This window comes from Ideonella sp. FW305-24 (assembly GCF_058788035.1).
Map to the genome: position 1 here is coordinate 103,660 of NZ_JBYTAI010000006.1, position 23,843 is coordinate 127,502.

Sequence of the window (23,843 nt, forward strand, 5' to 3'; positions counted from 1 at the left end):
GCTTATTTCGCGCCCGGCGCCGCGGTGACCAGCTTGACCTTCTGGCCGGCCTGCAGCTTCTCGGGCGGCGAGAGCACCAGCTTGTCGCCGGTTTTCAAGCCGCTGGCGCCGCCACTGCCGCCCACCTCGCGCAGCTCGCCGAGCTGGCGGCCGGGTGTGACGGGCACGGCCTCGACCTGGTCGCCCTCGCCAATGCGGAAGACGACCTGCTTGCCGTTGCGCTCGGCAATGGCCTTGGGGTTGACCGCCTGCAGCGGCTTTTGCTGCTCGGCGCTGACGGCCTGCGACAGGAAGGTGACCTTGGCGCTCATCTCGGGCAGCACGCGCGGGTCCAGCTGCTCGAAGCGGATCTTGGTCATCACCGTGGCCTTGGCACGGTCCACCGTGGGCACGATGCGGGCGACGCTGCCGCGGAAGCGGGTGTCGGGAATGGCGTCCAGCGTGATCTCGACCGGCTGTTCCGGCTTGACCTTGGCGACGCTGGATTCGGACACATCGGCCTCGACCTCCAGCGTGCCCATGTCGGCCATGGTGACCACCGCGGCCGAGGTGCCGGAGGCATTGGAGAAGGGCGTGATCAGGTCGCCGACGTTGGCGTTCTTGACCAGCACCACGCCGTCGAACGGGGCGCGGATGTCGGTGGAGTCGCGGTTGACCTGCTGCACCTGGACTTGCGCGCGGGCCTGGCCAATGGCGGCGCGGGCGGTTTCCACCGCGGCGCGGGCGGCGGCGGTGTTGGCCTGGGCGGCGCGGGATTTGGTCAGCGAAGCGTCCACCGCCTGGGCCGAGACGAAGCTCTGCGCGGCCAGGCCCTGCACGCGCCTCAGGTCATCGTCGGCATTGGCCTGCTGGACCTGGGCCAGCGTGAGCGCGGCCTCGGCCTGCTTGTGTGCGGCCTCGGCTTGGCGCGCACCGGCCTGGCTGACGACGAGGTTGGCCGCCACGTCGCTGGCGTCGACCCTGGCGATCAGGTCGCCCTTCTTCAGCACGCTGCCTTCGCGCACCGTCAGCTCCATCAGCCGGCCCGTGGCCTTGGAGGCGACCGCGGCCCTGCGCTGCGCCACCACGTAGCCGGAGGCGGCCAGCTGCTGGTATTGCTGCGAGGCATAGGCCGTCTGCACCGGCGTGACCTGCACTTCGGCCCGGCGCGGCACCAGCACCAGCCAGAACACGCCGGCCGCAACGATCACCGCCACCGCTGCGGGCCAGCGCCGCCGCCTGCGACGGCCGCCTTGCGGGCCGCCACGCTGGATCTTCAGCCCGGCAAGCCGTGCCGCGGCGGGCGCGGATGTCGGCGTGTTGGCAGCCGTGGGGTCGTTCGTCAGCGGGGCTTGAGCATCGGCCATGGAACGGGCAGCATGCGCTGCGTCAGCCACGAAGGCGGAACTGCGAGCATGCCATGGGAGCGGGAGCGCGAAAGTCACGCCGCCGTCATGCGCGCCGTTCGTCGGCCCGAGGCAGCCGCCCGGCGGCGGGTCGGCCAAAGCCTGCGGATAATCGTTGAAACCAAATCTAGCAGCGGCAGTCACAGCCGCGGCAGCGCGCCATTTCCATCCGTTTTCCCAAGGACATCGCAGTGAACCGTCGACACTTCGCCCTCAAGACCTCGAGCATGCTGCTGGCCGCCGGCCTGGCCGCCTGTAGCGAGAAGCCGGCCCAGGCCGCAGCGCCTTCGGCCACCAAGCTCAACCCGCAGCAGGCCTACGAGCTGTCGGCCAAGGCCCAGGGCTTCACCGTCGGCCCGGTGATGGCGGCCAACACCGTCTACGTCTACTTCGACACCACCTGCCCGCACTGCGGCCACCTGTGGGAACAGTCCAAGCCGCTGCACGGCAAGCTGAAGATGGTCTGGGTGCCGGTGCCCTACCTGCGCCCGCAGTCGCTCACCCAGGGCGCCACCATCCTCGCCGCCACCGACCCGGTCGCCGCGATGGAGCTGAACGAAACCCGGCTGATGGCGCGCCAGGGCGGCATCGAAGTGAACCCCAACGCAGGCGACGCCGTGCTCGCCAAGGTCAAGGCCAACATGGCCTTGTTCGATCAAATGGGCGTGGACAGTGTCCCGCTGATCGTCTTCCGCAACAGCAAGACGGGCGAATACGGCAGCCAGACGGGGGCGCTGGAGACGGCACAGCTGGCAGGCATGGTGGGGCTGTAAAGCGGCAAGGGCTGACGCTTGCTGAAATCGGCCCGCGTTTCGTGGGTCAAGGCAGCAGCTTGCGCAAGCCTGGCGCGGAGACGTCGTCGATGTGGCGAAAGGCCGGGGCGATCTTGTTCTGCTCCAGGTCCGAGACGCCCGAGGACTCGAAGGCGACGCGCCACTCGCGGGTTGCGCGCCACACCTGGGCCATCAATTCACTTGCCCGGGCCTGTGACAGCGTGAACCTGGGATGCGAAGCGAGCGCGTTGTCCAGCGTGGCAAGGCGGCCTTGCGGGCCAACGCCGAGGTGCAGGAAGCGCTCGGTCGAGAGGCTGGCGCGTGGCAGCACGTCGTACAGCGGACTGAGCCGCCAGCCCGGCAGCCGTGCGTCCCAGACAAAGCCATGGTTGCGCAGATGATCGTCGTCGTTGCTGACGAGGATGTTGTAGACCATGCGCTTGAACAGTTCTTCGTTGTCCTGGCGAATCACGCTGGGGTGGCAGTGGCGCCGCACCGCCTCGGCCAGGTCGGCATAGGCCTTGGTGCGTGACTCTGTTTCGTCGCAGGCCAGCATGGTGAGCCCGCTGACGAAGGCCATGCGATGTTCGGCTCGGTCTTCGCCGGGAGTCGTTGCCAGGAGGTCGTCTTTGGCATCCACGGCAGTACCCGGCGCGGCCCAGAAGCGGTCGAAGCGACGGATCAGCATGACGCGGCGCTGGCCCAGCATCAGCGTCCGCACCGGGGGCACATTCAGCCCTGCGACACCTGCCAATTGCAGGGCGGCGCATTCGATGCCGGGCACGTCGAAGCTGTCGTGCGTGCTGGCGAATTTGGCCAGCCAGAGCACACCCGCTTCGTCTCGCACGGAAGCCTTGGGCCGCGCGCCGCCGAGCGCTGTACCGGCCATGAAGATGGCTTCCAAGTTTGCGGGCACGGGCTGCCCTTCCTCGATGCGATCAGCCGCCTCCAGCAAGTGCGCCAGCGTGTGCCATCCGCCAACCCCTGCGGCCGGGCCCTGGTCGAGGCCACTGCGAATGTCCAGCGCACCGACCCGCTCGCTGCCAGCATGCAGCAGGTACTGCGACTCGGGCAGGCTGTTGGCCGGCACCTTGAGCTTGGCCTCGATCACGCGCCGGCCCCATGCGTCGGGTGCCGCATCCCGGATGCCGCCGAAAAATGGCAGGTTCCGGACCGGCAACAACTGCTTGCCCTGCACCGCCGCCCGGTCCGAGATGCCGAGGCTCACGGGGTCAACTTCCTGGGCATCGTTGCGTCTGAGGTAGTTCAAGCCGTAAGCAAAGCGGGACGCAAGCAGACGGTCGCCCTCCTCGGTCAACAGCAGTTGACCGCACGGCGCCCAAGCGGTATCCAGGTGCATGAAGGCCGTGAGTCTGGATTCGCGGGCGGCCATCGTCTGAGAGTTCAGAAGTTCAGCGCTTCCAGTTCGGCAGCGCTCAGGCCGCGCACGCGCCTGGAGCGTTCGCGCACCTGCAGCGCAGCCAGCGCGGGATCGGCCTCGGTCATCAGATCGGCCAGCGTGCTGCCGGGGGCAATGGCTTCCAGGTAACGAAGCACCTGGCCAATGGCCAGGCCTGGATCGCCTTTTTCGAGCCGGTAGACGGTGTTGCGAGACAAACCAGCGCGCAATGCGGCGTCGGTCTGCTTGACCTTACGTGCCAGCCGCAGCCGGGCCAAACGCTGCCCGAGTTCGGCACTTTGGGCCAACTGGCTTTCGGATAAAACAGTGGATTGGGCGACTTTCATGCTCGTTAAATCGAGCATTAAGAGATCAATCCTCGATTTGACGAACATCATAGCGAGCTGGCGACTTTTCCACCAGATTGCTCGTTAAATCGAGCCGCACGTCATTAATGCTCGATTTAACGAGCATTCGTCAAGCTACGCCCCAAACCGGATCAGCCCGCCATCAACTCCGCACTCGCAATCACCCCGCCCCCCAGGCAAACCTCGCCGTCGTACAGCACGGCGGACTGGCCCGGGGTGACGGCCCATTGGGGATCGGTGAAGTTCAGCGCGAAACCGGTGCCGGCGCCTTCGGCCAGGGTGCAGGCGGCATCGGCCTGGCGGTAGCGGGCCTTGGCGCCTAGCTGGCCGGCGGTGGGCGCAGCGCCGGCGACCCAGCTGGTATCGGCGGCCACCAGGCTGCGGTACTGCAGCCAGGGGTGTTCGTGGCCTTGCACGACGTAGAGCGTGTTGCGCTCGAGGTCCTTGCGGGCGACGTACCAGGGCAGGTGCTCGCTGGTGGCGGGCCTCCTTCCATCCTTGACCCCGCCAATGCCCAGGCCCTGGCGCTGGCCCAGCGTGTAGAAGCTCAGGCCCACGTGTTCGCCGAGCTGGCGGCCGCGGTCGTCCAGGATGGGGCCGGGGGCATGGCTGAGGTAGCGGTTCAGGAACTCGCGGAACGGGCGTTCGCCGATGAAGCAGATGCCGGTGGAGTCCTTCTTCTTCGCGTTGGGCAGGCCGATTTCCTCGGCCAGGCGGCGCACCTCGGTCTTGGGCAGCTCGCCGACCGGGAACAGCGTCTTGGCGAGCTGGGCCTGGTTCAGGCGGTGCAGGAAGTAGCTCTGGTCCTTCAGCGGGTCCAGGCCTTTCAGGAGTTGATGCTGACCGTTCAGGTCACGCACACGGGCGTAGTGCCCCGTCGCAATCTTTTCCGCCCCGAGCCGCATCGCGTGGTCCAGGAAGGCCTTGAACTTGATCTCGGCGTTGCAGAGCACGTCCGGGTTGGGCGTGCGGCCGGCCTGGTATTCGCGCAGGAATTCGGCGAAGACGCGGTCCTTGTAGTCGGCGGCGAAGTTGACATGCTCGATCTCGATGCCGAGCACGTCGGCCACGGCGGCGGCGTCGACGAAGTCGATGTTGGACGAACAGTATTCGCTGTCGTCATCGTCTTCCCAGTTTTTCATGAAGATGCCGACGACCTCGTGGCCCTGCTGTTTCAGGAGCCAGGCGGAGACCGCGGAATCGACGCCGCCGGACAGGCCGACGACCACACGTTGTGGCGTCATATTTCGCATTGTAAAAAGATCGAACGGTCGTGCTTATTTGTGCAGCAATGGCCCCAGCCGCCGCACGCTTTCATCGGTGACCAGCGTGTCCATCGAAAAGCGCCGGCCAGCGGCATGTTCTTCGATGCACTGCAGCACCAGCGGGCTGCGGTGGCGGGTGGCGCTTTCGCGCACCTCTTCTAGCGTCAACCAGAGGGTGCGCACGACCGGTACGTCCAGCGCGCGGCCAGGCTCGGGCTCGCCCACCGCGCCGCAAAAAGCGAAGCGCAGGTAGTGGATGTCTTCGCCGGTGCGCGCATGCACCAGACGGGCCAGGTAGACGCCCACCAATGCCTCTGGCACGAAGGGGCAGGCGGTCTCTTCCAGGGCTTCGCGGGCGACCGCTTCGGGCAGCGATTCGCCGGGCTCCAGGTGGCCGGCGGGGTTGTTCAGTTGCAGGCCTTGCGAGGTGTGTTCCTCGACCAGCAGGTAGCGGCCTTCACGCTCGATGATGGCGGCCACGGTGACGCTTGGTTTCCAGCGGTCTTCAGGCATTGCGCGATGGTATCCGGCGGCTCCGCGACACGTGCGGCAACGGGTTCTAGGGGGCCTCGCGGCGAGCGCGCGACACCCACGTCTTTCGCATGCCGGCGCCTCTCCTTATCTCCTGTAAGCTGAATGTCAGAGCAAGCAGCAGGCAGGCAAGGAACCCACTTCGGCCGCTGCACAGATTCCAGGCGTTGGAGAGGAGAGATCCATGCTGATTGGTGTACCGCTTGAGACAGCAGCGGGGGAGACGCGCGTCGCCGTGACGCCCGAGACGACGAAGAAGTTCGTGGCCCAGGGCCATGCGGTGAACGTGCAGTCCGGCGCGGGCCTGGCGGCCAGCGTGACGGACACAGCCTACGAGGCGGCCGGCGCCACCATCGTCGACCGCAATGCCGCCTTTGGTGCCGAGCTGGTGCTCAAGGTGCAGCGGCCCTCGCAGGAAGAACTGGGGCTGATGAAGCCCGGCGCCGCACTGGTTGGCATGCTGAACCCCTTCGACAAGGCCGGCCTGGCGCAGATCGCCGCCGCGGGCGTGACCAGCTTCGCGCTGGAAGCCGCGCCGCGCACGACACGTGCGCAAAGCATGGACGTGCTGTCCTCGCAGGCCAACATCGCCGGCTACAAGGCCGTGATGATGGCCGCCAACCAGTACCAACGCTTCTTCCCGATGCTGATGACGGCAGCCGGCACCGTGAAGGCCGCGCGTGTCGTGATCCTGGGCGTGGGCGTGGCCGGGCTGCAGGCGATTGCCACGGCCAAGCGGCTAGGCGCGGTGATCGAGGCTTCGGACGTGCGGCCTTCGGTGAAGGAGCAGGTCGAGTCGCTGGGCGCCAAGTTCATCGACGTGGCCTACGAGACGGCCGAGGAGAAGGAAGCCGCGGTCGGCGTGGGCGGTTATGCCAGGCCGATGCCGCCTTCGTGGCTCGCGCGCCAGCAGGTCGAAGTGGCCAAGCGCGTGGCCGCGGCCGATGTGGTGATCTCGACCGCGCTGATCCCCGGCCGCGCCGCGCCGGTGCTGATCACCGAGGAGATGGTCAAGGCGATGAAGCCGGGCTCGGTGATCGTCGACATCGCAGCCGGCAAGGGCCCCAACGGCCCGAATGGTGAAGCGGGCGGCAACTGCCCGCTGACCGAAGCCGGCAAGACCGTGATGAAACACGGCGTGACCCTCATCGGCGAGACCAACCTGCCGGCGCTGGTGGCGGCCGATGCGAGCGCGCTGTACGCCCGCAACGTGCTGGACTTCCTGAAGCTGGTGCTGACCAAGGAAGCGGGCTTCCAGGTGCCGCTGGACGACGACATCGTGGCCGCGTGCCTGATGACCCAGAACGGCGAAGTCAAAAAAGCCTGAGCGGCCTGCGAGGAGAACACCCATGGACGTCATTTCCCCCACCCTCACCAACCTGATCATCTTCGTGCTGGCCATCTATGTCGGCTACCACGTGGTCTGGACCGTGACCCCTGCGCTGCACACGCCGCTGATGGCGGTGACCAACGCGATCTCGGCCATCGTCATCGTCGGCGCGATGCTGGCAGCGGCCCTCACTGAAACGCCGGCCGGCAAGGCCATGGGCGTGCTGGCGGTGACGCTGGCAGCGGTCAACGTCTTCGGCGGCTTCCTGGTCACGCGGCGCATGCTGGAGATGTTCAAGAAGAAAGAGCGCAAGACGCCGGCGAAGGAGGGTGCGTGATGAGCATGAACTTGGTGACATTGCTGTACCTCATTGCGAGCGTCTGCTTCATCCAGGCCTTGAAGGGCCTGAGCCATCCCACCACGTCGATCCGCGGCAACCTGTTCGGCATGACCGGCATGACGATCGCGGTGCTGACCACGGCGGCGCTGATCTTCAAGCTGGCGGGCGATGCCGGGCTGTCGGCCACGGCCGGCCTGGGCTGGGTGCTGCTGGGCCTGGTGGTCGGCGGCAGCGCCGGGTCCATCATGGCCAAGCGGGTCGAGATGACCAAGATGCCGGAGCTGGTGGCCTTCATGCACAGCATGATCGGCCTGGCGGCAGTGTTCATCGCAGCCACCGTCGTCGCCGAGCCGTATGCCTTCCGCATCGTCGCGAAGGCGGCCGACGGCACCGTGCCGCCGATCCCTGGCGGCAACCGCATCGAGCTGGCGCTGGGCGCCTTCATCGGCGCGGTGACCTTCTCCGGCTCGGTGATCGCGTTCGGCAAGCTCAGCGGCAAGTACAAGTTCCGCCTGTTCCAGGGCGCGCCGGTGACCTTTGCTGGCCAGCACTGGCTGAACCTGGCGCTGGGCCTGGCCTCGCTGTTCTTCATGTTCGGCTTCTGGCACTCGCAGAGCACGCTGGACTTCGCGCTGATCTGCGCGCTGGGCTTCGCGATGGGCGTGCTGATCATCATCCCGATCGGCGGCGCCGACATGCCGGTGGTCGTCTCGATGCTCAACAGCTACTCGGGCTGGGCGGCGGCCGGCATCGGCTTCTCGCTGGACAACAGCATGCTGATCATTGCCGGCTCGCTGGTGGGCAGCTCGGGCGCGATCCTGAGCTACATCATGTGCAAGGCGATGAACCGCTCGTTCTTCAACGTGATCCTGGGCGGCTTCGGGGGCGACGCCACTGCGGCCGCAGCCGGCAGCGCCGTGCAGCGCAGCGTGAAGAGCGGCAGCGCCGACGACGCGGCCTTCGTACTGGGCAATGCCGAGACGGTGGTCATCGTGCCGGGCTACGGCCTGGCGGTGGCGCGCGCGCAGCATGCGGTGAAGGAACTGGCCGCGAAGCTGACCGAGAAGGGCATCACGGTGAAGTACGCCATCCACCCTGTTGCCGGGCGCATGCCGGGCCACATGAACGTGCTGCTGGCCGAGGCCGAGGTGCCCTACGACCAGGTCTTCGAGATGGAAGACATCAACGGCGAGTTCGGCCAAGCCGACGTGGCCATCATCCTGGGCGCCAACGACGTGGTGAACCCTGCGGCGCTGACCAAGGGCTCGCCGATCTACGGCATGCCCATCCTGGAGGCCTACAAGGCCAAGACCATCATCGTCAACAAGCGCTCGATGGCGGCCGGCTACGCCGGGCTGGACAATGAGCTGTTCTACATGGACAAGACGATGATGGTGTTCGGCGATGCGAAGAAGGTCGTCGAAGACATGGTGAAGGCCATCGAGTAGACCCGGCCGCTCACCTCAACGGCCGGGCATTGCCCGGCTTTTTGCTGACCGGGCCGCGCAGTGCGCACAGCACTTGCAGGCCCAGGACAGGCATTTGCCAAGACCCGCGGGCAAGCCCCGGCCCGCGTGTTCTCCTGCGCTATCGAATCCACCGATGCTGCAGCGCAGCGGCGCAGGACAAAATAGGGGGTTGGACATGGAGTTCTGGATGGAAAAAGTCTGGTTGAAGCAATATCCCGCAGGCGTGCCGGCCGAGGTCAAGACGGATGTCTATCCTTCGCTGGTGGCGCTGCTGGAAGAGAGCTTCCAGAAATACAGCCGCTTGCCCGCCTACAAGTTCATGGGCAAGAGCTACAGCTTCTCCCAGATCGACGAGCTTTCGCGTGCCTTCGCGGCCTACCTGCAGGCCAGCGGCCTGCAGCGTGGCGACCGCATCGCGGTGATGATGCCCAACGTGCCGCAGTACCCGGTCGCAGTGGCCGGCATCCTGCGGGCCGGCATGGTGGTGGTCAACGTCAACCCGCTCTACACGCCACGCGAGCTGGAGCACCAGCTGAAGGACTCGGGCGCCAAGGGCCTGATCATCCTGGAGAACTTCGCCCACACCTACCAGGCGGTGCAGGCCGCCGCGCCGATCCAGCACGTGATCCTGGCCGCGATGGGCGACACGCTGGGCTTCCTGAAGGGCGCCATCGTCAACTACGTGGTGCGCAAGGCCAAGAAGCTGGTGCCGCCGTTCGAGCTGCCCAAGGCACTGCGCTTCAATGACGCGATTGCCGCCGGCCGCAACAAGACCTTCACCGCGCCCGCCGTCGGGCCGGACGACATCGCGGTGCTGCAGTACACCGGTGGCACCACCGGCGTGAGCAAGGGCGCGGTGCTGCTGCACCGCAACCTGGTGGCCAACGTGCTGCAGTCCGAAGCCTGGTACCAGCCGGCGCTCGGCAAGGTGCCGGCCGGCGAGCAGCTGGTCACCATCTGCGCGCTGCCGCTCTATCACATCTTCGGCTTCAACACGAACATGATGCTGGGCCTGCGCATGGGCGGCTGCGGCATCCTGCTGGCCAACCCGCGCGACCTGCCCAGCGTGCTCAAGGAGCTGTCGAACGAGCGTTTCCATAGCTTCCCGGCGGTCAACACCCTCTTCAACGCGCTGGCCAACCACCCGGACTTCGACAAGGTGGACTGGAGCCACCTGAAGATCTCGGTGGGCGGCGGCATGGCGGTACAGCAGGCAACGGCGCGGCTGTGGCTGGAGAAGACCGGCTGCCCGATCTGCGAGGGCTACGGCCTTTCGGAAACCTCGCCGGTGGCCTCGTGCAACCCGGTGGACGTGGCGGCCTACACCGGCACCATCGGCCTGCCGGTGCCCAACACCGAGCTGGCGCTGCTGGACGATGACGGCAACACTGTGCCGAATGGCCAGGCCGGCGAGATCGCCATCCGTGGCCCGCAGGTGATGGCCGGCTACTGGCAGCGGCCGGACGAAACCGCCAAGGTCATGACGGCCGACGGCTTCTTCCGCACCGGCGACGTGGGCGTGATGGACGAGCGCGGCTACTTCCGCATCGTCGACCGCAAGAAGGACATGATCCTGGTTTCGGGTTTCAACGTGTACCCGAACGAGATCGAAGACGTGATCACCCAGATGGCTGGCGTGCTGGAATGCGCGGCGGTGGGCGTGGCGGACGAAAAAGCCGGCGAGGCGGTGAAGGTCGTGATCGTGAAAAAAGACCCGGCATTGACCGAAGCCGACGTGCGCCACTGGTGCGAAGCGAATTTGACCGGTTACAAACGGCCACGTGTGATTGAATTCCGCACAGACCTGCCGAAGACTCCGGTAGGCAAGGTGCTGCGCCGCGAATTGCGCGACAAGCCCACGCCAGCCACAGCCCGCTGAAGACGGGCAAGGCTGTCCATAACGTCGTTGGGCGGGCCAGGGGCCCGCAGCAGGTCCCGTGATGAGCATTCACTATGTGAAGACCCCTGCCGGCCTGGCAGAGATCCAGACCAAGGCGGCCAGCCTCAGCCGGCCGGTGCGCAACCTGCTGCTGGTGATCAACGACAGCAAGCCTGACAGCTACTGGCTGCAGGCCGTCAACGGCGTGAGCGAAGCCGACCTGGCGCAGCTGCTGGCCGCAGGCTTCATTGCTTTGGCGGGCCAGACCGGCGGTGCAGCCGCGGTGGCGCCGCCGCCCGCCAAGGCTGGCGCTGCAGCCCCCGGGCCGGCAGCGGTTGCCGAAGCGGCCGCTGATGACGACAACGCCAGCGCCTTCTGGGCCCGTGTGCAGCAAGCCATCCGGGATGCCACCTACACCGGTCTCTATGACGTGCTGACTTCGCAGGGCAAGACCCAGCTGGGCCTGATGCGCGGCTACCGCTTCGTGCTGGAAGTCGAAAAGTGCAGCGGGCTGCCGGAGCTGCAAACCCTGGCGCTGCGCTTTGCCGAACAGTTGCGCGACGACCACGGCATGGCGGCCGTCAAGCGCTTCTACGGCGCCTTGCGCAGCGCCTGAACCGGGCGGCTCAGGCGAGCACCAAAGCAGATTGCTGTCGCGGCTGGGACGAAAACGGCGTCAGGCCGCTGGCCTGCTGGTCGCCCCGCCGGTGTTCAGCAGCGTGTCCCCCGCGCGCACTGCCAGCGCGTGGACCGGCCGGCGTACTTCGGGCACTGAGCCGCGCCGGTCAAGGCGCCGGCTCGCGCAGCTGCAGCACATTGCCCTCGGGGTCGTGGCCGTCGCAGGCCCGAAAGCCGCGCGCTGTCCACTCATGGCTGCTCGGGTTCAGCTGCCCGCCTCGCAAGGCGGCCCTGGCCCGCGCATCCGCCAGGCTGGCCACCGGGAAGAACAGCTTGATCGGCGTCTCTTCCCGAATGGCGGGCGGATCGCTGATGGCAATGGTGTCGGCAATCTGCCTGGGGATCGCGTGCATCACCAGCTGGAACACATCGGATTCCAGCACCACGTGGTCGCCTTCTGCATGCGTGACCGGCAACAGCAGGACCTCCGAATAGAAGCTCGCCATGCGTTCGAGCTGCTTGGCAAAGATGACAGCACCTGGCTTTGTCATGAGGGACATGCGGTTTCCTTGAGCGCCGTGAGCAGGCCAAGCCTACACGAGGTGAAACGCTGCGCCGCTGCGGCACACTGGCGGCATGGCCGTTCTCCGTCTCTACCTCGATGCCCCGCTCGCCGAAAGTGCCGAGCTGACCTTGCCACCCGAAGCTTCGCGCCACGTGCAGGTGCTGCGGCTGCAGCCGGGTGACCCGCTGGTCGTCTTCAACGGCCAGGGCGGCGAATGGGCCGCCGAAGTCACGCGCATGGGCCGGCACGACGTGGACCTGCGCGTGGGTGCGCACGACCCGGCGCAGCGCGAATTGGCGCGCCGCGTGACGCTGGCCATCGGCATGCCGGCCAACGAGCGCATGGACGCGCTGATCGAAAAAGCCACCGAACTGGGCGCGGCGGCGATCCAGCCGCTGCAATGCGCCCGCTCGGTGCTCAAGCTCAGCGGCGAACGGGCCGACAAGCGCCGCGCGCACTGGCAAGGCGTGGCGGTGGCGGCAGCCGAACAAAGCGGCCGCACCGTCGTGCCGCAGGTCGAACCCATCCGTACGCTGGACAACTGGCTGGGCACCCTGCCCGCCACCTTGGCAGACGATTCACAACGCCTGCTGCTGAGCTTTGCCGAAGACGCCCGCACGCCACGCATGCTGGCCGAAACCGCAACGGCCATCCAGTCGCTCTGCCTGCTCAGCGGCCCCGAAGGCGGACTGGACGAGCGCGAGGAAGCTCTGGCCCGCACACGAGGATTCATCACGCAAAGCCTGGGCGCCCGCGTGCTGCGGGCAGACACAGCGCCGCTGGCGGCGCTGAGCTTGCTGGGGCTTTAAGCCTCTGGCGGCGGCGCGTCCTGCCGCGCCGAGCCGGCCACCATGTCGAAGCGGAACATGCGGCACTCGATCGGGCCATTCCACATCGGCACGCGGCGGCTTTCCTTCAGGCGCAGCAGGCTGGGCAGCTTGGCTTCGGGCGTGAGCACCCAGGCGGTCCAGCCGCTGTAGTGGCCTTTCCAGTGGGCGGCCAGGCGGCGGTAGAAGTCGCTGGCGTCGGCCGCGCCTTCGAAGGCTTCGCCCTGGATCGTCTCCGGCTCGGCGCGACTGTTCGGGCCGGCTTGGTAGACGTGGCGCTGGCCTGCGCCCTTGGGTGCGATGCGCTCGCCGTAGGGCGGGTTCATCAGCAGCGTGCCGTGGTCGGCCGGGGCCGGGCGCTGCAGTGCGTCGGCCGTCTTGAATTCGATCGCGTGGGCCACGCCGGCGCGCTCGGCATTGCGGGTGGCGAAGTCGGTCATGCGGAAGGAAACGTCGCCGGTCCAGATCGGCACGCTCGGCGCGTGCACCAGGGACTGGGCTTCTTCGCGCAGGTGGCGCAGCGTGTTCAGGTGCTCGCGGAACGGCAGCAGCTTCTCGAACGCGAAGCGGCGCAGCATGCCGGGCGCGATGCCGCAGGCAATCTGCGCGGCTTCGATGGCGATGGTGCCAGCGCCGCAGCACGGGTCCAGCAGGCCACCGTCTTCTTCGCGGCCCTGCCAGCCGGCAGCGGCCAACATGGACGCGGCCAGCGTTTCCTTCAGCGGCGCTTCGCCCTTGGCTTCGCGCCAGCCGCGCTTGAACAGCGCTTCGCCCGAAAGGTCCACGCTCAAGCTGGCCTGCTCGGGGCCGACGTGCAGCACCAGCGCGAGGTCCGGAAAGCGGGTGTCGACACTCGGGCGCTCGCCGGTCAGCTCGCGCAGCTGGTCGCAGACGGCGTCCTTGATGCGCAGCGACGCGAAATTCAGGCTTTGCAGCGGTGAGCGCCAGGCCGAGGCGTCCACCCGCAGGGTTTCGCGCGGCGTGATCCAGGCATCCCACCGCACGCTGCGCGCCAGGTCGTAGAGGTCGTGCTCGTCCCGATAGGGGCCGGCGGCCACCTGCCACAGCACGCGCTGCGCGAGCCGGCTGCCGATGTTGAGCCGCATCGCGTGCTCGGGCCCGCCGTCCACATAGACACCACCGCGGCCGGCTTCGACCACGGTGCCGGCCGGCAGCAGCCGTTGGCACTCTTCGACCAGCCAGGGCTCGGTGCCGGCGGAGCAGGGCAGGAACAGCTGGGCCAGCGTGGGTGCGGCCGGACGCGGCGCGCCAGCGCCAGCGCGCGGCACGCGGCGGGGAGCGCCAGATGCCGCGGAAGGTGGATTCGAATTCATAGCGCCTTGCGCAGGTTGGCGGGTGCGATCTTCAGCGCTTCGCGGTACTTGGCGACGGTACGCCGCGCAACCTGGATGCCCTGCTCTTCCAGCATGTCGGCAATCTGGCTGTCCGACAAGGGCTTGACGGTGCTTTCGGCGGCGACGAACTGCTTGATCAGCGCGCGCACCGCCGTGCTGGAGGCATTGCCGCCCGCATCGGTGTTCAGCGACGAGCCGAAGAAGTACTTCAGCTCGAAGGTGCCCGAGGGCGTGGACATGTACTTGGCGGTGGTCACGCGCGAGATGGTGGACTCGTGCAGGCCGAGTTCGTCGGCGATCTCGCGCAGCACCAGCGGCTTCATCGCGATCTCGCCATGGGTGAAGAAGTTCTTCTGCCGCTCGACGATGGCCTGGCTGACACGCAGGATGGTGTCGAAGCGCTGCTGGATGTTGCGGATGAACCAGCGCGCTTCCTGCAGCCGGGCCGACAGGTTGCCACCGCCACGCTGGCCGCGGATGGCCTGGGCGTAGAGGTCGGACACGCGCAGCTTGGGCATCACGTCCGGGTTCAGCGAGGCCTTCCAGTTGCGGCCGGACTTCACGACGATGACGTCCGGGATCACGATCAGCGCCTCGGCCTTGGCAAACGGCCGGCCGGGCTTGGGCTCGCAGGCGACGATCAGGCCTTGCGCCAGCTTGACCGTGGCTTCGTCGAACCCGGTCGCGGCGGCCAGCTTCTTCATGTCGCGCCGGGCCAGCAGCTCCAGCTGGTCCCGGCAGATGGCCAGCGCGCAGTCCCGCGCGGCGCAGGCCGGGCGGTGGCGCAGCTGCAGCGCCAGGCATTCGGACAGGTTGCGCGCGCCCACGCCCGTGGGCTCCATGCTCTGCAGCCAGTGCAGGCCGCAGCGCAGCTGGTCCAGCAGGTTCTCGCGCTGTTCCTCATCGCCCATCTCCAGCGAATCGGCCAGGCGTTCGGCGATGTCTTCCAGCGTGCCGTCGAGGTAGCCGTCTTCGTCCAGCGACTCGATCAGCACCATCACCGCGGCAGCGTCGGTCGGCGACAGGCGCATGCCCGAGAGCTGAACGCGCAAATGGTCCTGCAGCGACGGGCCGCTGCCGCCACGCTCCTGCGGCTCGAAGTCTTCGTCGCCGCCGCTGCCGGAGGTGCCGGCCGAGGGCGTCTCGCGGATGCCGTCGAAGTCATCGCGCTCGGTGCCGTTTTCCCAGTCGTCGCGCTCGGTGGTGCCGAAGTCGGCAGCGCCGTCCATCGCCGCGGGCTCGTCGCCGCCTTCGCCCACGGTGGCACCAGCCGAGTCGCTCTCTTCCTTCTGCGAGCTGGTGGCGCGCTCGGCCGGGCCGAATTCAAACGGGTTGGCGTCTTCCTCGGGTTCGAGGAAAGGGTTCTGTTCGAGCATCTGCTCGACTTCCTGGTGCAGCTCCAGCGTGGAGAGCTGCAACAGGCGAATGGACTGCTGCAGCTGCGGCGTGAGCGCCAGGTGCTGCGACAGGCGGACCTGTAGGGTGGGCTTCATCTGACAACAACCTCGGGAAGCGCACGCAGGGCACGGCGGGTGAACAAAGAGCTGAATTCCGGCGAGGCCGTGCCGGGCCGCTCCCAAGCGGCCCCGCGGCCCCCTCGGGAGGCCGGGGAACCGAAGGTGAACCGGGGGGCCGACACACAACGCGAGGCCGTGCCGGGCCGCTCCCAAGCGGCCTCGCGGCCCCCTCGGGGGGCCGGGGCACCGAAGGTGAACCGGGGGGCCGACATCTCACATCCGGAAGTGTTCGCCGAGGTAGACCCGGCGCACGTCCGGGTTCTCGATGATCTGGGCGGGCGTGCCTTCGGCAAGCACGTCACCCTGGCTGATGATGTAGGCGCGGTCGCAGATGCCCAGCGTCTCGCGCACGTTGTGGTCGGTGATCAACACCCCAATGCCACGCGCCTTCAGGAAACTGATGATGCGCTGGATCTCGATCACCGCGATCGGGTCGACGCCGGCAAACGGCTCGTCCAACAGGATGAAGCGTGGCTGGGTGGCCAGCGCACGGGCAATCTCCACGCGCCGCCGCTCGCCGCCGGACAGCGCCGGGGCCGGCGATTCGCGCAGGCTGGTCAGGCTCAGGTCGGCCAGCAAGGTGTCGAGCTGCTGCTGGATCACATCGGCCTTCAGCGCCTTGCCCTTGGCATCGACCTGCAACTCCAGCACCGCGCGGATGTTCTCGTCCACCGTCAGCTTGCGGAAGATCGAGGCTTCCTGCGGCAGGTAGGACAGGCCCAGCCGCGCGCGGTGGTGGATGGGCAGGCGCTCGATCGGCACGTCGTCGATCAGGATGCGGCCTGCGTCGCAGCGCACCAGGCCGACCACCATGTAGAAGGTCGTGGTCTTGCCAGCGCCATTGGGGCCCAGCAGGCCGACGACTTCGCCAGCCGCGACCGACAGGTGCACGTTTTTCACGACGGTGCGCGCGCCGTAGGTCTTGCGCAGGCCGGAGGCAACCAGGCGGCAGGCGGCGACGGGCGGCGTCAGAGGTGGCGCTGGCGGCGTGGTCGTCTCAGGGGTGGCGATCTCGCTCACTGGACTGCCTCCGCACTGCATGCTCCGGTTTCGACCTTGGGACGGCACAGCGGGCTCATGGCGCAGCCCCGCTGGCCGGCGCCGAAGCCGGCTGCGGCGTGAAGATCATGCGCACGCGGCCTTGCTCCAGGCCAGGCGTGGCGGTGCCGCCGCCGGCCAGCACCACAGTGTCGGCGCGCTGGTCGTAGACGATGGTGGAGGCGTTGGCGCGGTCGGCCACTTCAGCGCCGCGCAGGCTGCGCAGCTGGGCATTGCCAATGAAGTGCACTTTCTCGGCCACACCGTCGTATTCGATGCGCTCGGCCTGGCCTTCAACGTACTGGTCCGCCACATCGCGCTTCTGGCGGAAGCTGGCCGCGCCACCCGCCGGGGCAAAGGCCATCGCGGTGAAGATGCCGGGCTGCGGCTCGCGCACCTCGACCCGTTCGGCCTTGATCAGCAGCGTGCCCTGGGTGATGGTGACGTTGCCGACAATGACGGTGAGCTTCTTTGCCAGGTCCACCGAAGCGGCCTGCTTGCCGTCACTCTCGACCACCATGGGCTTGTTGCGGTCGGCCTTCTCAGCCTGCGCGGCTTGCCAGGGAAGCATGCCAGCGGCCAGCGCCAATGTGGGCAGCAGACGGCGGAACAGGTGAACAGGGGATGGCGAAATGCGAACTGGCATGGATTTCGGCATGAAACTTGCAGGCCATTCTATGCCTCAGTTGCGCGCCGAAACTGGCTTCATCCCATCATTTCGTGCGGACTTGCGCACCCGGCTTGCAACCCCGCGCCGGCCGCGCTACGCGCATGGACGCGGCGCGCCCCGGGGCCTGCCTCAGCCTTGTTTGCGGGCCGTTGCGATCAGTGAGTTCAGCACGTTGAACACGCCGGTCTCGCTGCCCACCATCGCTGGCGAGGTGATGTAGCGGCCCTGCACGCCGAAGGTCGGCACGCCTTCCACATGATAGGCGGCAGTCAGTTGTTTGGCCTGCGGCAGCTTGCCGGCCACCGAAAACGAGTTCATGAAGGACACCAGCTTGGCGCCATCCAGGCCGACGCTGCTGGCCCAGGTCAGGATCTCGCTGTCCTGGCCCAGGCGCTGGTGGGCGACGTGCATCGCCGCGAACACCTTGCTGTGGTACTGCTCCTCCACGCCCATGGCTTCCAGCGCGTAGAAGAGTTTCAGGTGATACGCATGGACCGGCGTGAAGCCGACATGGATGCGATGGAACGAGACGTCCGGCGGCAGCTTGGCCAGCCACTGGTTGAGGTAAGGCTCCAGCGCATTGCAGTGCGGGCAGCCGTACCAGAAGAACTCCACCACCTCGACCTTGCCGGAACTCGCCACCGGCACCGGCGGCGACAGCTTCTGGTAGTCCTTGCCTTCGACCGGGGCGCCCTGTGCATGGGCAGCACCCAGCGTGGCCAGGCCAGCGACCGCCACCGAAAAATCTCGCCGATTCAAGCTCATGCCAACAGTCCTCGCAGAGGAGAAGATGAAAAAGGGGAAGGGTTTAACGCGACCACAGCCAGCAGCCTCACTGCTTGCTGCGCTCCACACGCACCAGCGCCGATTCGGCGCCGACGGCCGTCAGCCGCTCCTGAACGCGCTCGGCCTCGTCGCGGTTGGCATACGGGCCCAGGCGCACGCGATACACCGTGCGGCCGGACTGCTCGCGCTCGCTGACCTTGGCGACCAGGCCCTGGATCGCCAGCTTGGCGCGCTGCTGCTCAGCGTCGTTGGCGCTGGAGAAGGCGCCGGCCTGCACGAAGTAGGTGAAGGCCTCCGGCCCGGTGGCCGCCGGGGCCGGCGAGGGCTCGCCAGCCAGGATGGCGGCCGGGTCACGCGCCGGTTTGGTGGCTGCGGCGGGCGCTGGCGTGGTGGCCCCGGGTGTCGGGGCGGTGCCGGTGACTGCCTGCGGGCGTGAGGCCGCCACGGCTGGCAACTGCGCTGGCGTGGCCGGGCGCAAGGCGGGCGCGGCGGGATCGCTGCCGTTGTCGGCATTGCCCGCAGCAGCGGCCGAAGGCGCCATCGCCGGGCGCGGCACCTGCTTGCCGACCAGGCCGGCATTCGGGTCCCAGCTCTTGAGCTTTTCGTTTTCGGCCGCGTCCTGCTCGGCGCTGCGGTGGCCGACCTTGTCGACAAAGGGCACCGGCACCTTGGCGATGTAGAGCGCCACGCCCAGCGCCACCGCCAGGCCCACCAGCAGGCCGATGATCAGGCCCAGCAAAAAGCCACCGCGCTGCGCCCGACGGACGCCGCCAACTCGATTCATGCCAACTCCTGCTGCTCGCGCAACGTCCATGTCACATCGACTCCGGCGCGCTCACGCCGAGCAAGGCCAGCGCATTGCGCAGCACCTGGCGGGTCGCGGCCAGCAGCGCCAGCCGGGCCTGGGTCAGCGCCGCATTCCCGTCGACGAAAAATCGCTCGGCCGCATAGTAGCTGTGGAAGGCCGAGGCCAGGTCGCGCAGGTAGAAGGCCACGTCGTGCGGCGCCAGGTCCGCCGCGGCGCCGGTCAGCATCTGGGGGTATTCGGCGAGCTTCAGCATCAGCGAGGCTTCCGAGGGCGCCGTCAGCAGCGACAGGTCGGCCTGCGGCAGCGCGGCCAGGTCGCCGCCGTGCTCGCCCACCCAGTCGCGCAGCACCTTGCTGATGCGGGCATGGGCGTACTGCACGTAGAACACCGGGTTCTCGTCGTTCTGCTTGAGCGCAAGGTCGACGTCGAAGGTGAACTCGGTGTCCGCCTTGCGGCTGATCAGGAAGAAGCGCACCGCGTCACGGCTGGTCCAGTCGATCAGGTCGCGCAACGTCACGTAGGAGCCGGCGCGTTTGCTGATCTTGACCTCCTCGCCACCCTTCATCACCGTGACCATCTTGTGCAGCACGTAGTCCGGGAAGCCCTGCGGGATGCCCAGGTTCTGCGCCTGCAGGCCGCCGCGCACGCGGGCGATGGTGCCGTGGTGGTCGGTGCCCTGGATGTTGATGCACTGCGTGTAGCCGCGCTCGAACTTGTTGACGTGATAGGCCACGTCAGGCACGAAATAGGTGAAGCCGCCGCCGGACTTGCGCATCACGCGGTCCTGGTCGTCCCCGTAGTCGGTGGACTTGAACCACAGCGCGCCGTCCTTCTCGTAGGTCTTGCCGCTGGCCACCATGCGCTGCACGGCAGCGTCGAGCTGGCCGCCGGCGTAGACGCTGCTCTCGAGGAAGTAGTTGTCGAACTTGAGGCCAAAGGCCTGCAGGTCCAGGTCCTGCTCGTGGCGCAGATAGGCCACGGCGAACTGGCGGATGCTGTCCAGGTCGTCGGTGTCGCCTGACGCTGTGAACTCGCGGTCGTCGGCCTTGACGGTCTCCTTGCGAAGGAAGGCGTCGGCAATGTCCTGGATGTAGTCGCCGTTGTAGAACTTCTTGCTCTCCGGGTTGTCCGGGTCGGTCGGCCAGCAGTCGTCACCCGGCTTGAAGCCCTTCAGGCGCAGTTGCGTGGAATGGGCCAGGGTGGCGATCTGCACGCCGGCATCGTTGTAGTAGAACTCCCGGGTCACGTCGTGGCCCTGGGTCTTGAACAGCGAGCACAGCGCGTCACCGAGCGCGGCTTGGCGGGCATGGCCCACGTGCAGCGGGCCGGTCGGGTTGGCGGAGACGAACTCCACCATCACGTGCTTGCCGGTGGCGGCGCGGTCACCGAACTGGCCACCCGCGGCCAGCACCTCGGCCACCACGGCCTGCTTGGCAGCCGGCGCCAGGCGCAGGTTGATGAAGCCGGGGCCGGCGATTTCCAGTGCGCTGACCCAGCGCTGGAAGGCCGGCTGCTGGTTCAGCAGCGCAATCAGCTGTTCGGCCACGGCGCGCGGGTTGGCGCGCATCGGCTTGGCCAGCTGCATTGCGGCGGTGATCGCCAGGTCGCCATGGGCGGCCTGCTTGGGCGATTCGAATTGGGGGACGAGGGCGGTGTCGGGCGCCAGTTGCGCGACCGCAGCGGCCAGCGCGGACTGGAGCTCTGCCTTGGCTTGGATCATGGGCGGGATTCTACGGTTCGGGGCCTGCCGCGCCCGGCACCGGCCCCCGGGGCGGCAGCGAAAAGCCCGGCTGGCAGCGGGCTGATCGACGGATTGGCGTTGGCGCGAAGGTGCACAGTGCAGGCTCGGGTGGTGCTGTGCGCCAAGGCCGCCCCCCCCACCCTTTCTCGCCTGCCCGTCTTGAGCACCTCTTCGCGATCCTCGCCACGCGCTTCGTCGACCTCGGCCACCCGCACCTCGTCCCGGACCAGCGCGCGTGGCGGCGGCTCGGCGAGCACCTCGTCCTCGCCTTCGCAGCCCGACATCACGCTGGCGATGCCGCCCCGCGACCTGCCCGAGGCCATCGGCAAGTACCCGGTGCTGGCCAGGCTGGGCACTGGTGCGACCAGCGAAGTCTTTCTCGCGCAGGACCTGTTCCACAAGCGCGAGGTGGCCGTCAAGCGCGTGCGCCCCGGCCCTCAGGCGACCGCGCTGGAGCGGCGCTTCTCAGAGCGCTTCTTCGCCGCCGAGGCCGCGCTGGTGGGCAGGCTGAACCATCCGAACGTGGTGCGCATCCTCGACGCGGTCGACGATCCGGTCGCGCCCTACCTGGTGATGGACTACGTGCCCGGCCTGACGCTGAAGCACTTCTGCTCGCCCGAGCGCCTGCTGTCGCTGGAGCAGGTGGTGGAAGTCGGCTTCAAGTGCGCGATGGCGCTGAACTACGTCTACCGCCAGGGCGTGATCCACCGCGACGTGAAGCCGGCCAACATCCTGGTGGTGGTGGACGGCAACGACATCATCGACCTGAAGGTCACCGACTTCGGCAGCGCGCTGAACATGACGGCCGACGAGACGCAGGTGCACCGTGTCGGCTCGCTGGCCTACATGTCGCCCGAACAGCTGGACGGCGCCGAGCTGGACTGCCGCGCCGACATGTATTCGCTGGCCGCACTGCTCTATCACCTGGTAGCCGGCCGCCCGCCATTCGAGGCCGAGCACCAGGGCGCGCTGCTGCAACAGATCTGGAAGGCCGAGCCGCCTTCGCTGATGGGCTGCCGCGACGGCGTGACCGAAGCGTTGGACCAGGTGATCCGTGGCGCGCTGCAGAAAAAGCCCGCGGACCGCCCCGCCACCTGGGAAGCATTCGCCGAGGCGCTGTCCGGCCTGATCACCCACAACGAAGTGCCGCGCGGCCCCCTGCAGCGTGTGCTTGATTCCGAACGCTTCAACCTGCTGCGCACGCTGGATTTCTTCACCGACTTTGGCGACGCCGAGCTGTGGGAAGTCGTGCACCGGGCCCGCTGGCAGCGCTTCCCGCTGGGCCACCACATCGGCCGCGCCGGCCAGGAAGGCCGCCGCTTCCACATCATTGCGCAGGGCGAAGTCGAGATACGCCGCAACAGCCAGGTCGTCGCCACACTGGGCCCCGGCACCTCTGTCGGCGAAATGGCCTACCTCGCCCCCAGCTCCGAGCTGCGCCAGCGCAGTGCCGACATCGTCACCACCCAGGCCTGCACCACCGTCTCGTTCACGCCCGAATCGCTGGACCAGCTCAGCCCGCCCACCCGCCACCGCTTCGACCGTGGCTTCATCCGCGTGCTGGTGCGGCGGCTGCACGCCGCGCACGAGGCACTGGACCATCCGCGGCGCATCCTCTGAGTTGACGAATATTTTTCCGGCCGCTGTGCACCGCCGCGCAGAGTTGGCGTTGAATCGCGACGTCAGGGCGAGGAGGCCCTGGCTGTTCGGGCACGTCGCCCCATCGATTCACAAAGGACCCACGCCATGAAGAAGCTCATCCTTGCCCTGTCTTTGACCAGCCTGGTCGGTCTTGCCGCTGCCGCAACGCCTGCCGCGCCCGCTGCGTCGGCCGCTGCACCGGCGCCCTCCGCTTCTGCTGCGGCCCAGCAGAACAAGATGAAGACCTGCAATGCCGATGCGAAGACCAAGGCGCTGACCGGCGATGCGCGCAAGGACTTCATGAAGCAGTGCCTGAGCGCGGCGGGCGCGGCGGCGGCGCCGGAAGCGGCGGCGAGCGCCACGGCGCAGCAGTCGAAGATGAAGACCTGCAATGCCGACGCGAAGACCAAGGCCCTCACCGGCGATGCCCGCAAGGCCTTCATGAAGGACTGCCTGAGCGCGAAGTAAACCGCCAGGCTCGCCATTGGACGGCGCCCGCTGCCACCCGCAGCCGGCGCCGTTGTCACGTCTGGACCGCGTTGCCGCGCCAGTAGGCGGCGTCGCCATAGGTCTGCTTGAGGAAATCGATCCACAAGCGCACGCGCAGCGGCAGCAGCCGGGCGCTGGGGAAGACGGCGTAGATGCCGTTGGGCGGCGCGGCGAATTCATCCAGCAGGCTGGCCAGCCGCCCGGCTTCGAGATCGGCCCGGACCTCCCAGGTGCTGCGCCAGGCGATGCCCAGGTCGCGCTTGCACCATTCGTGCAGCACCTGGCCGTCGCTGCAGTCCAGCCGGCCGGCCGGGCGCAGGTAAGTGACCTGCCCGTCGACCCGAAACGCCCAGCCGCGGCTCTGGCTGGCTTCTGAGCTGAGCGTGAGGCAGGCGAAGCGGTTCAGCTCGGAAGGGTGCCTGGGTGTGCCGGCACGGGCCAGGTAGGCGGGTGTGGCCACGCACTGGCGACGGTTGTCGGCCAGGCGCACGCTGATCAGGCTGGAATCGGGCAGGTCGCCCACGCGCACCGCGCAGTCCACGCCTTCGTTGACGATGTCGACCAGCCGGTCCGACAGGTTCAGCGACAGGCTGACCTCCGGGTGCTGGGCCAGAAAGCTGGGCACCATTGGCGCGACGTGCCGGCGGCCGAATCCCGCCGGTGCGGTGATGCGCAAATGCCCGCTGGCCCTGACCCCACCGGCCGACACGCTGGCCTCGGCGTTGTTGACCTCGGCCAGCAAGCGCTGGCAATCTTCGAGGAAAGCGCTGCCTTCGTGCGTCAGACTGATGCGGCGCGTCGTGCGCTGCAGCAGCTTGACGCCCAACCGCGCCTCCAGCGCATCCATGCGCCGGCCGATCAGCGCCGGTGCCACACCTTCGGCCTGGGCAGCGGCCGTCAGGCTGCCCCGGGTGGCCACCGCCACGAAGGTTTCCATCTGCTTCAGGCGGTCCATGCGTGCTCCCGGCGCGATTCCAAACTTAAAGTCACAAATCAATCGCAGACTCGGGACTTAATCTTTGTCAGAGTATCAAATAAATTCCCCGGCA

23 protein-coding genes are annotated in these 23,843 nt (G+C 67.7%); 9 read left to right on the forward strand and 14 right to left on the reverse strand.

Going from position 1 to position 23,843, the window contains the following annotated elements; translation table 11 throughout:
• Positions 1–2 precede the first annotated feature (2 nt).
• On the reverse strand, positions 3–1,346 hold the full coding sequence (locus AC3WR5_RS17645; RefSeq protein ID WP_492485972.1) for an efflux RND transporter periplasmic adaptor subunit: 1,344 nt from the start codon (positions 1,344–1,346) through the stop codon (positions 3–5).
• A gap of 230 nt (positions 1,347–1,576) precedes the next feature.
• Here AC3WR5_RS17645 and AC3WR5_RS17650 point away from each other — a divergent pair, with 230 nt between their 5' ends.
• Complete coding sequence (locus AC3WR5_RS17650) at positions 1,577–2,158, forward strand: thioredoxin fold domain-containing protein (protein WP_141287720.1); 582 nt, start codon at positions 1,577–1,579, stop codon at positions 2,156–2,158.
• Positions 2,159–2,204: 46 nt separating this feature from the next.
• On the opposite strand, the gene AC3WR5_RS17655 is transcribed toward AC3WR5_RS17650, so the two are convergent.
• The 4 genes from AC3WR5_RS17655 to AC3WR5_RS17670 form a co-directional block, all read right to left on the reverse strand.
• The gene (locus tag AC3WR5_RS17655; protein WP_492485973.1) at positions 2,205–3,386 is read right to left on the reverse strand and encodes a type II toxin-antitoxin system HipA family toxin; all 1,182 of its coding nucleotides are present in this window, start codon (positions 3,384–3,386) and stop codon (positions 2,205–2,207) included.
• Between the two features lie 176 nt (positions 3,387–3,562).
• On the reverse strand, positions 3,563–3,955 hold the full coding sequence (locus tag AC3WR5_RS17660) for a helix-turn-helix domain-containing protein (RefSeq protein ID WP_492485974.1): 393 nt from the start codon (positions 3,953–3,955) through the stop codon (positions 3,563–3,565).
• 101 nt (positions 3,956–4,056) lie between these two features.
• The gene (gene mnmA, locus AC3WR5_RS17665) at positions 4,057–5,169 is read right to left on the reverse strand and encodes a tRNA 2-thiouridine(34) synthase MnmA (RefSeq protein WP_492485975.1); all 1,113 of its coding nucleotides are present in this window, start codon (positions 5,167–5,169) and stop codon (positions 4,057–4,059) included.
• A gap of 33 nt (positions 5,170–5,202) precedes the next feature.
• Entirely contained in the window at positions 5,203–5,703 is a 501-nt protein-coding gene (locus AC3WR5_RS17670; RefSeq protein ID WP_492485976.1) for an NUDIX hydrolase, read from the reverse strand.
• A gap of 202 nt (positions 5,704–5,905) precedes the next feature.
• Here AC3WR5_RS17670 and AC3WR5_RS17675 point away from each other — a divergent pair, with 202 nt between their 5' ends.
• From AC3WR5_RS17675 to AC3WR5_RS17695, 5 genes are all read left to right on the forward strand, one after another.
• Complete coding sequence (locus tag AC3WR5_RS17675) at positions 5,906–7,048, forward strand: Re/Si-specific NAD(P)(+) transhydrogenase subunit alpha (RefSeq protein WP_492485977.1); 1,143 nt, start codon at positions 5,906–5,908, stop codon at positions 7,046–7,048.
• Between the two features lie 22 nt (positions 7,049–7,070).
• Positions 7,071–7,388, forward strand: coding sequence for an NAD(P) transhydrogenase subunit alpha part 2 (locus tag AC3WR5_RS17680; RefSeq protein WP_325649461.1), 318 nt, complete (start codon positions 7,071–7,073; stop codon positions 7,386–7,388).
• Positions 7,388–8,839, forward strand: a complete 1,452-nt coding sequence (locus tag AC3WR5_RS17685) for an NAD(P)(+) transhydrogenase (Re/Si-specific) subunit beta (RefSeq protein ID WP_492485978.1) — start codon at positions 7,388–7,390, stop codon at positions 8,837–8,839. The genes AC3WR5_RS17680 and AC3WR5_RS17685 overlap by 1 nt, the downstream gene beginning before the upstream one ends.
• A gap of 208 nt (positions 8,840–9,047) precedes the next feature.
• On the forward strand, positions 9,048–10,739 hold the full coding sequence (locus AC3WR5_RS17690) for a long-chain-fatty-acid--CoA ligase (protein ID WP_141287713.1): 1,692 nt from the start codon (positions 9,048–9,050) through the stop codon (positions 10,737–10,739).
• 61 nt (positions 10,740–10,800) lie between these two features.
• Positions 10,801–11,355: a hypothetical protein gene (locus AC3WR5_RS17695; RefSeq protein WP_492485979.1), complete on the forward strand. Its 555-nt coding sequence runs from the start codon at positions 10,801–10,803 to the stop codon at positions 11,353–11,355.
• Between the two features lie 169 nt (positions 11,356–11,524).
• Here the strand turns inward: AC3WR5_RS17695 and AC3WR5_RS17700 are convergent, their stop codons facing one another.
• Positions 11,525–11,917, reverse strand: a complete 393-nt coding sequence (locus AC3WR5_RS17700; protein ID WP_492485980.1) for a VOC family protein — start codon at positions 11,915–11,917, stop codon at positions 11,525–11,527.
• Positions 11,918–11,993: 76 nt separating this feature from the next.
• On the opposite strand from AC3WR5_RS17700, the gene AC3WR5_RS17705 reads away from it, so the two are divergent.
• Complete coding sequence (locus AC3WR5_RS17705) at positions 11,994–12,731, forward strand: 16S rRNA (uracil(1498)-N(3))-methyltransferase (protein WP_492485981.1); 738 nt, start codon at positions 11,994–11,996, stop codon at positions 12,729–12,731.
• Here AC3WR5_RS17705 and AC3WR5_RS17710 read toward each other — a convergent pair.
• From AC3WR5_RS17710 to argS, 7 genes are all read right to left on the reverse strand, one after another.
• Positions 12,728–14,038: a THUMP domain-containing class I SAM-dependent RNA methyltransferase gene (locus AC3WR5_RS17710; RefSeq protein ID WP_492485982.1), complete on the reverse strand. Its 1,311-nt coding sequence runs from the start codon at positions 14,036–14,038 to the stop codon at positions 12,728–12,730. The genes AC3WR5_RS17705 and AC3WR5_RS17710 overlap by 4 nt on opposite strands.
• Positions 14,039–14,079: 41 nt before the next feature.
• Positions 14,080–15,597 (reverse strand): RNA polymerase factor sigma-54, encoded by a 1,518-nt coding sequence (locus AC3WR5_RS17715; protein WP_231010606.1) that lies wholly within the window; start codon positions 15,595–15,597, stop codon positions 14,080–14,082.
• Positions 15,598–15,834: 237 nt separating this feature from the next.
• Positions 15,835–16,593 carry an LPS export ABC transporter ATP-binding protein gene (gene lptB, locus AC3WR5_RS17720; protein ID WP_211361523.1) on the reverse strand — a complete coding sequence of 253 codons (759 nt, stop codon included), beginning with the start codon at positions 16,591–16,593 and terminating at the stop codon, positions 15,835–15,837.
• Between the two features lie 103 nt (positions 16,594–16,696).
• Positions 16,697–17,305, reverse strand: coding sequence for a lipopolysaccharide transport periplasmic protein LptA (gene lptA / locus AC3WR5_RS17725; protein WP_492485983.1), 609 nt, complete (start codon positions 17,303–17,305; stop codon positions 16,697–16,699).
• Positions 17,306–17,458: 153 nt separating this feature from the next.
• Positions 17,459–18,094: a thiol:disulfide interchange protein DsbA/DsbL gene (locus AC3WR5_RS17730; RefSeq protein ID WP_492485984.1), complete on the reverse strand. Its 636-nt coding sequence runs from the start codon at positions 18,092–18,094 to the stop codon at positions 17,459–17,461.
• A 67-nt stretch (positions 18,095–18,161) separates the two neighbouring features.
• Positions 18,162–18,899, reverse strand: a complete 738-nt coding sequence (locus tag AC3WR5_RS17735; protein WP_492485985.1) for an SPOR domain-containing protein — start codon at positions 18,897–18,899, stop codon at positions 18,162–18,164.
• A gap of 31 nt (positions 18,900–18,930) precedes the next feature.
• Positions 18,931–20,643, reverse strand: a complete 1,713-nt coding sequence (gene argS / locus AC3WR5_RS17740; protein WP_492485986.1) for an arginine--tRNA ligase — start codon at positions 20,641–20,643, stop codon at positions 18,931–18,933.
• Positions 20,644–20,823: 180 nt separating this feature from the next.
• Here argS and AC3WR5_RS17745 point away from each other — a divergent pair, with 180 nt between their 5' ends.
• Both AC3WR5_RS17745 and AC3WR5_RS17750 read left to right on the forward strand, forming a co-directional pair.
• The gene (locus AC3WR5_RS17745; protein WP_310733315.1) at positions 20,824–22,284 is read left to right on the forward strand and encodes a serine/threonine-protein kinase; all 1,461 of its coding nucleotides are present in this window, start codon (positions 20,824–20,826) and stop codon (positions 22,282–22,284) included.
• A 126-nt stretch (positions 22,285–22,410) separates the two neighbouring features.
• Positions 22,411–22,773, forward strand: a complete 363-nt coding sequence (locus AC3WR5_RS17750; RefSeq protein WP_141287393.1) for a PsiF family protein — start codon at positions 22,411–22,413, stop codon at positions 22,771–22,773.
• A gap of 55 nt (positions 22,774–22,828) precedes the next feature.
• On the opposite strand, the gene AC3WR5_RS17755 is transcribed toward AC3WR5_RS17750, so the two are convergent.
• The gene (locus AC3WR5_RS17755; protein WP_492485987.1) at positions 22,829–23,749 is read right to left on the reverse strand and encodes a LysR family transcriptional regulator; all 921 of its coding nucleotides are present in this window, start codon (positions 23,747–23,749) and stop codon (positions 22,829–22,831) included.
• Between the last annotated feature and the right edge of the window lie 94 nt (positions 23,750–23,843).

Bases quoted from the DNA above. Each gene is read 5' to 3' on its own strand.
- AC3WR5_RS17645 (WP_492485972.1), bottom strand. From the start codon at position 1,346: ATGGCCGATGCTCAAGCCCCGCTGACGAACGACCCCACGGCTGCCAAC.
- AC3WR5_RS17660 (WP_492485974.1), bottom strand. From the start codon at position 3,955: ATGATGTTCGTCAAATCGAGGATTGATCTCTTAATGCTCGATTTAACG.
- mnmA (WP_492485975.1), bottom strand. From the start codon at position 5,169: ATGACGCCACAACGTGTGGTCGTCGGCCTGTCCGGCGGCGTCGATTCC.
- AC3WR5_RS17670 (WP_492485976.1), bottom strand. From the start codon at position 5,703: ATGCCTGAAGACCGCTGGAAACCAAGCGTCACCGTGGCCGCCATCATC.
- AC3WR5_RS17675 (WP_492485977.1), top strand. From the start codon at position 5,906: ATGCTGATTGGTGTACCGCTTGAGACAGCAGCGGGGGAGACGCGCGTC.
- AC3WR5_RS17680 (WP_325649461.1), top strand. From the start codon at position 7,071: ATGGACGTCATTTCCCCCACCCTCACCAACCTGATCATCTTCGTGCTG.
- AC3WR5_RS17685 (WP_492485978.1), top strand. From the start codon at position 7,388: ATGAGCATGAACTTGGTGACATTGCTGTACCTCATTGCGAGCGTCTGC.
- AC3WR5_RS17690 (WP_141287713.1), top strand. From the start codon at position 9,048: ATGGAAAAAGTCTGGTTGAAGCAATATCCCGCAGGCGTGCCGGCCGAG.
- AC3WR5_RS17695 (WP_492485979.1), top strand. From the start codon at position 10,801: ATGAGCATTCACTATGTGAAGACCCCTGCCGGCCTGGCAGAGATCCAG.
- AC3WR5_RS17700 (WP_492485980.1), bottom strand. From the start codon at position 11,917: ATGTCCCTCATGACAAAGCCAGGTGCTGTCATCTTTGCCAAGCAGCTC.
- AC3WR5_RS17705 (WP_492485981.1), top strand. From the start codon at position 11,994: ATGGCCGTTCTCCGTCTCTACCTCGATGCCCCGCTCGCCGAAAGTGCC.
- AC3WR5_RS17715 (WP_231010606.1), bottom strand. From the start codon at position 15,597: ATGAAGCCCACCCTACAGGTCCGCCTGTCGCAGCACCTGGCGCTCACG.
- lptA (WP_492485983.1), bottom strand. From the start codon at position 17,305: ATGCCAGTTCGCATTTCGCCATCCCCTGTTCACCTGTTCCGCCGTCTG.
- AC3WR5_RS17730 (WP_492485984.1), bottom strand. From the start codon at position 18,094: ATGAGCTTGAATCGGCGAGATTTTTCGGTGGCGGTCGCTGGCCTGGCC.
- AC3WR5_RS17735 (WP_492485985.1), bottom strand. From the start codon at position 18,899: ATGAATCGAGTTGGCGGCGTCCGTCGGGCGCAGCGCGGTGGCTTTTTG.
- argS (WP_492485986.1), bottom strand. From the start codon at position 20,643: ATGATCCAAGCCAAGGCAGAGCTCCAGTCCGCGCTGGCCGCTGCGGTC.
- AC3WR5_RS17750 (WP_141287393.1), top strand. From the start codon at position 22,411: ATGAAGAAGCTCATCCTTGCCCTGTCTTTGACCAGCCTGGTCGGTCTT.
- AC3WR5_RS17755 (WP_492485987.1), bottom strand. From the start codon at position 23,749: ATGGACCGCCTGAAGCAGATGGAAACCTTCGTGGCGGTGGCCACCCGG.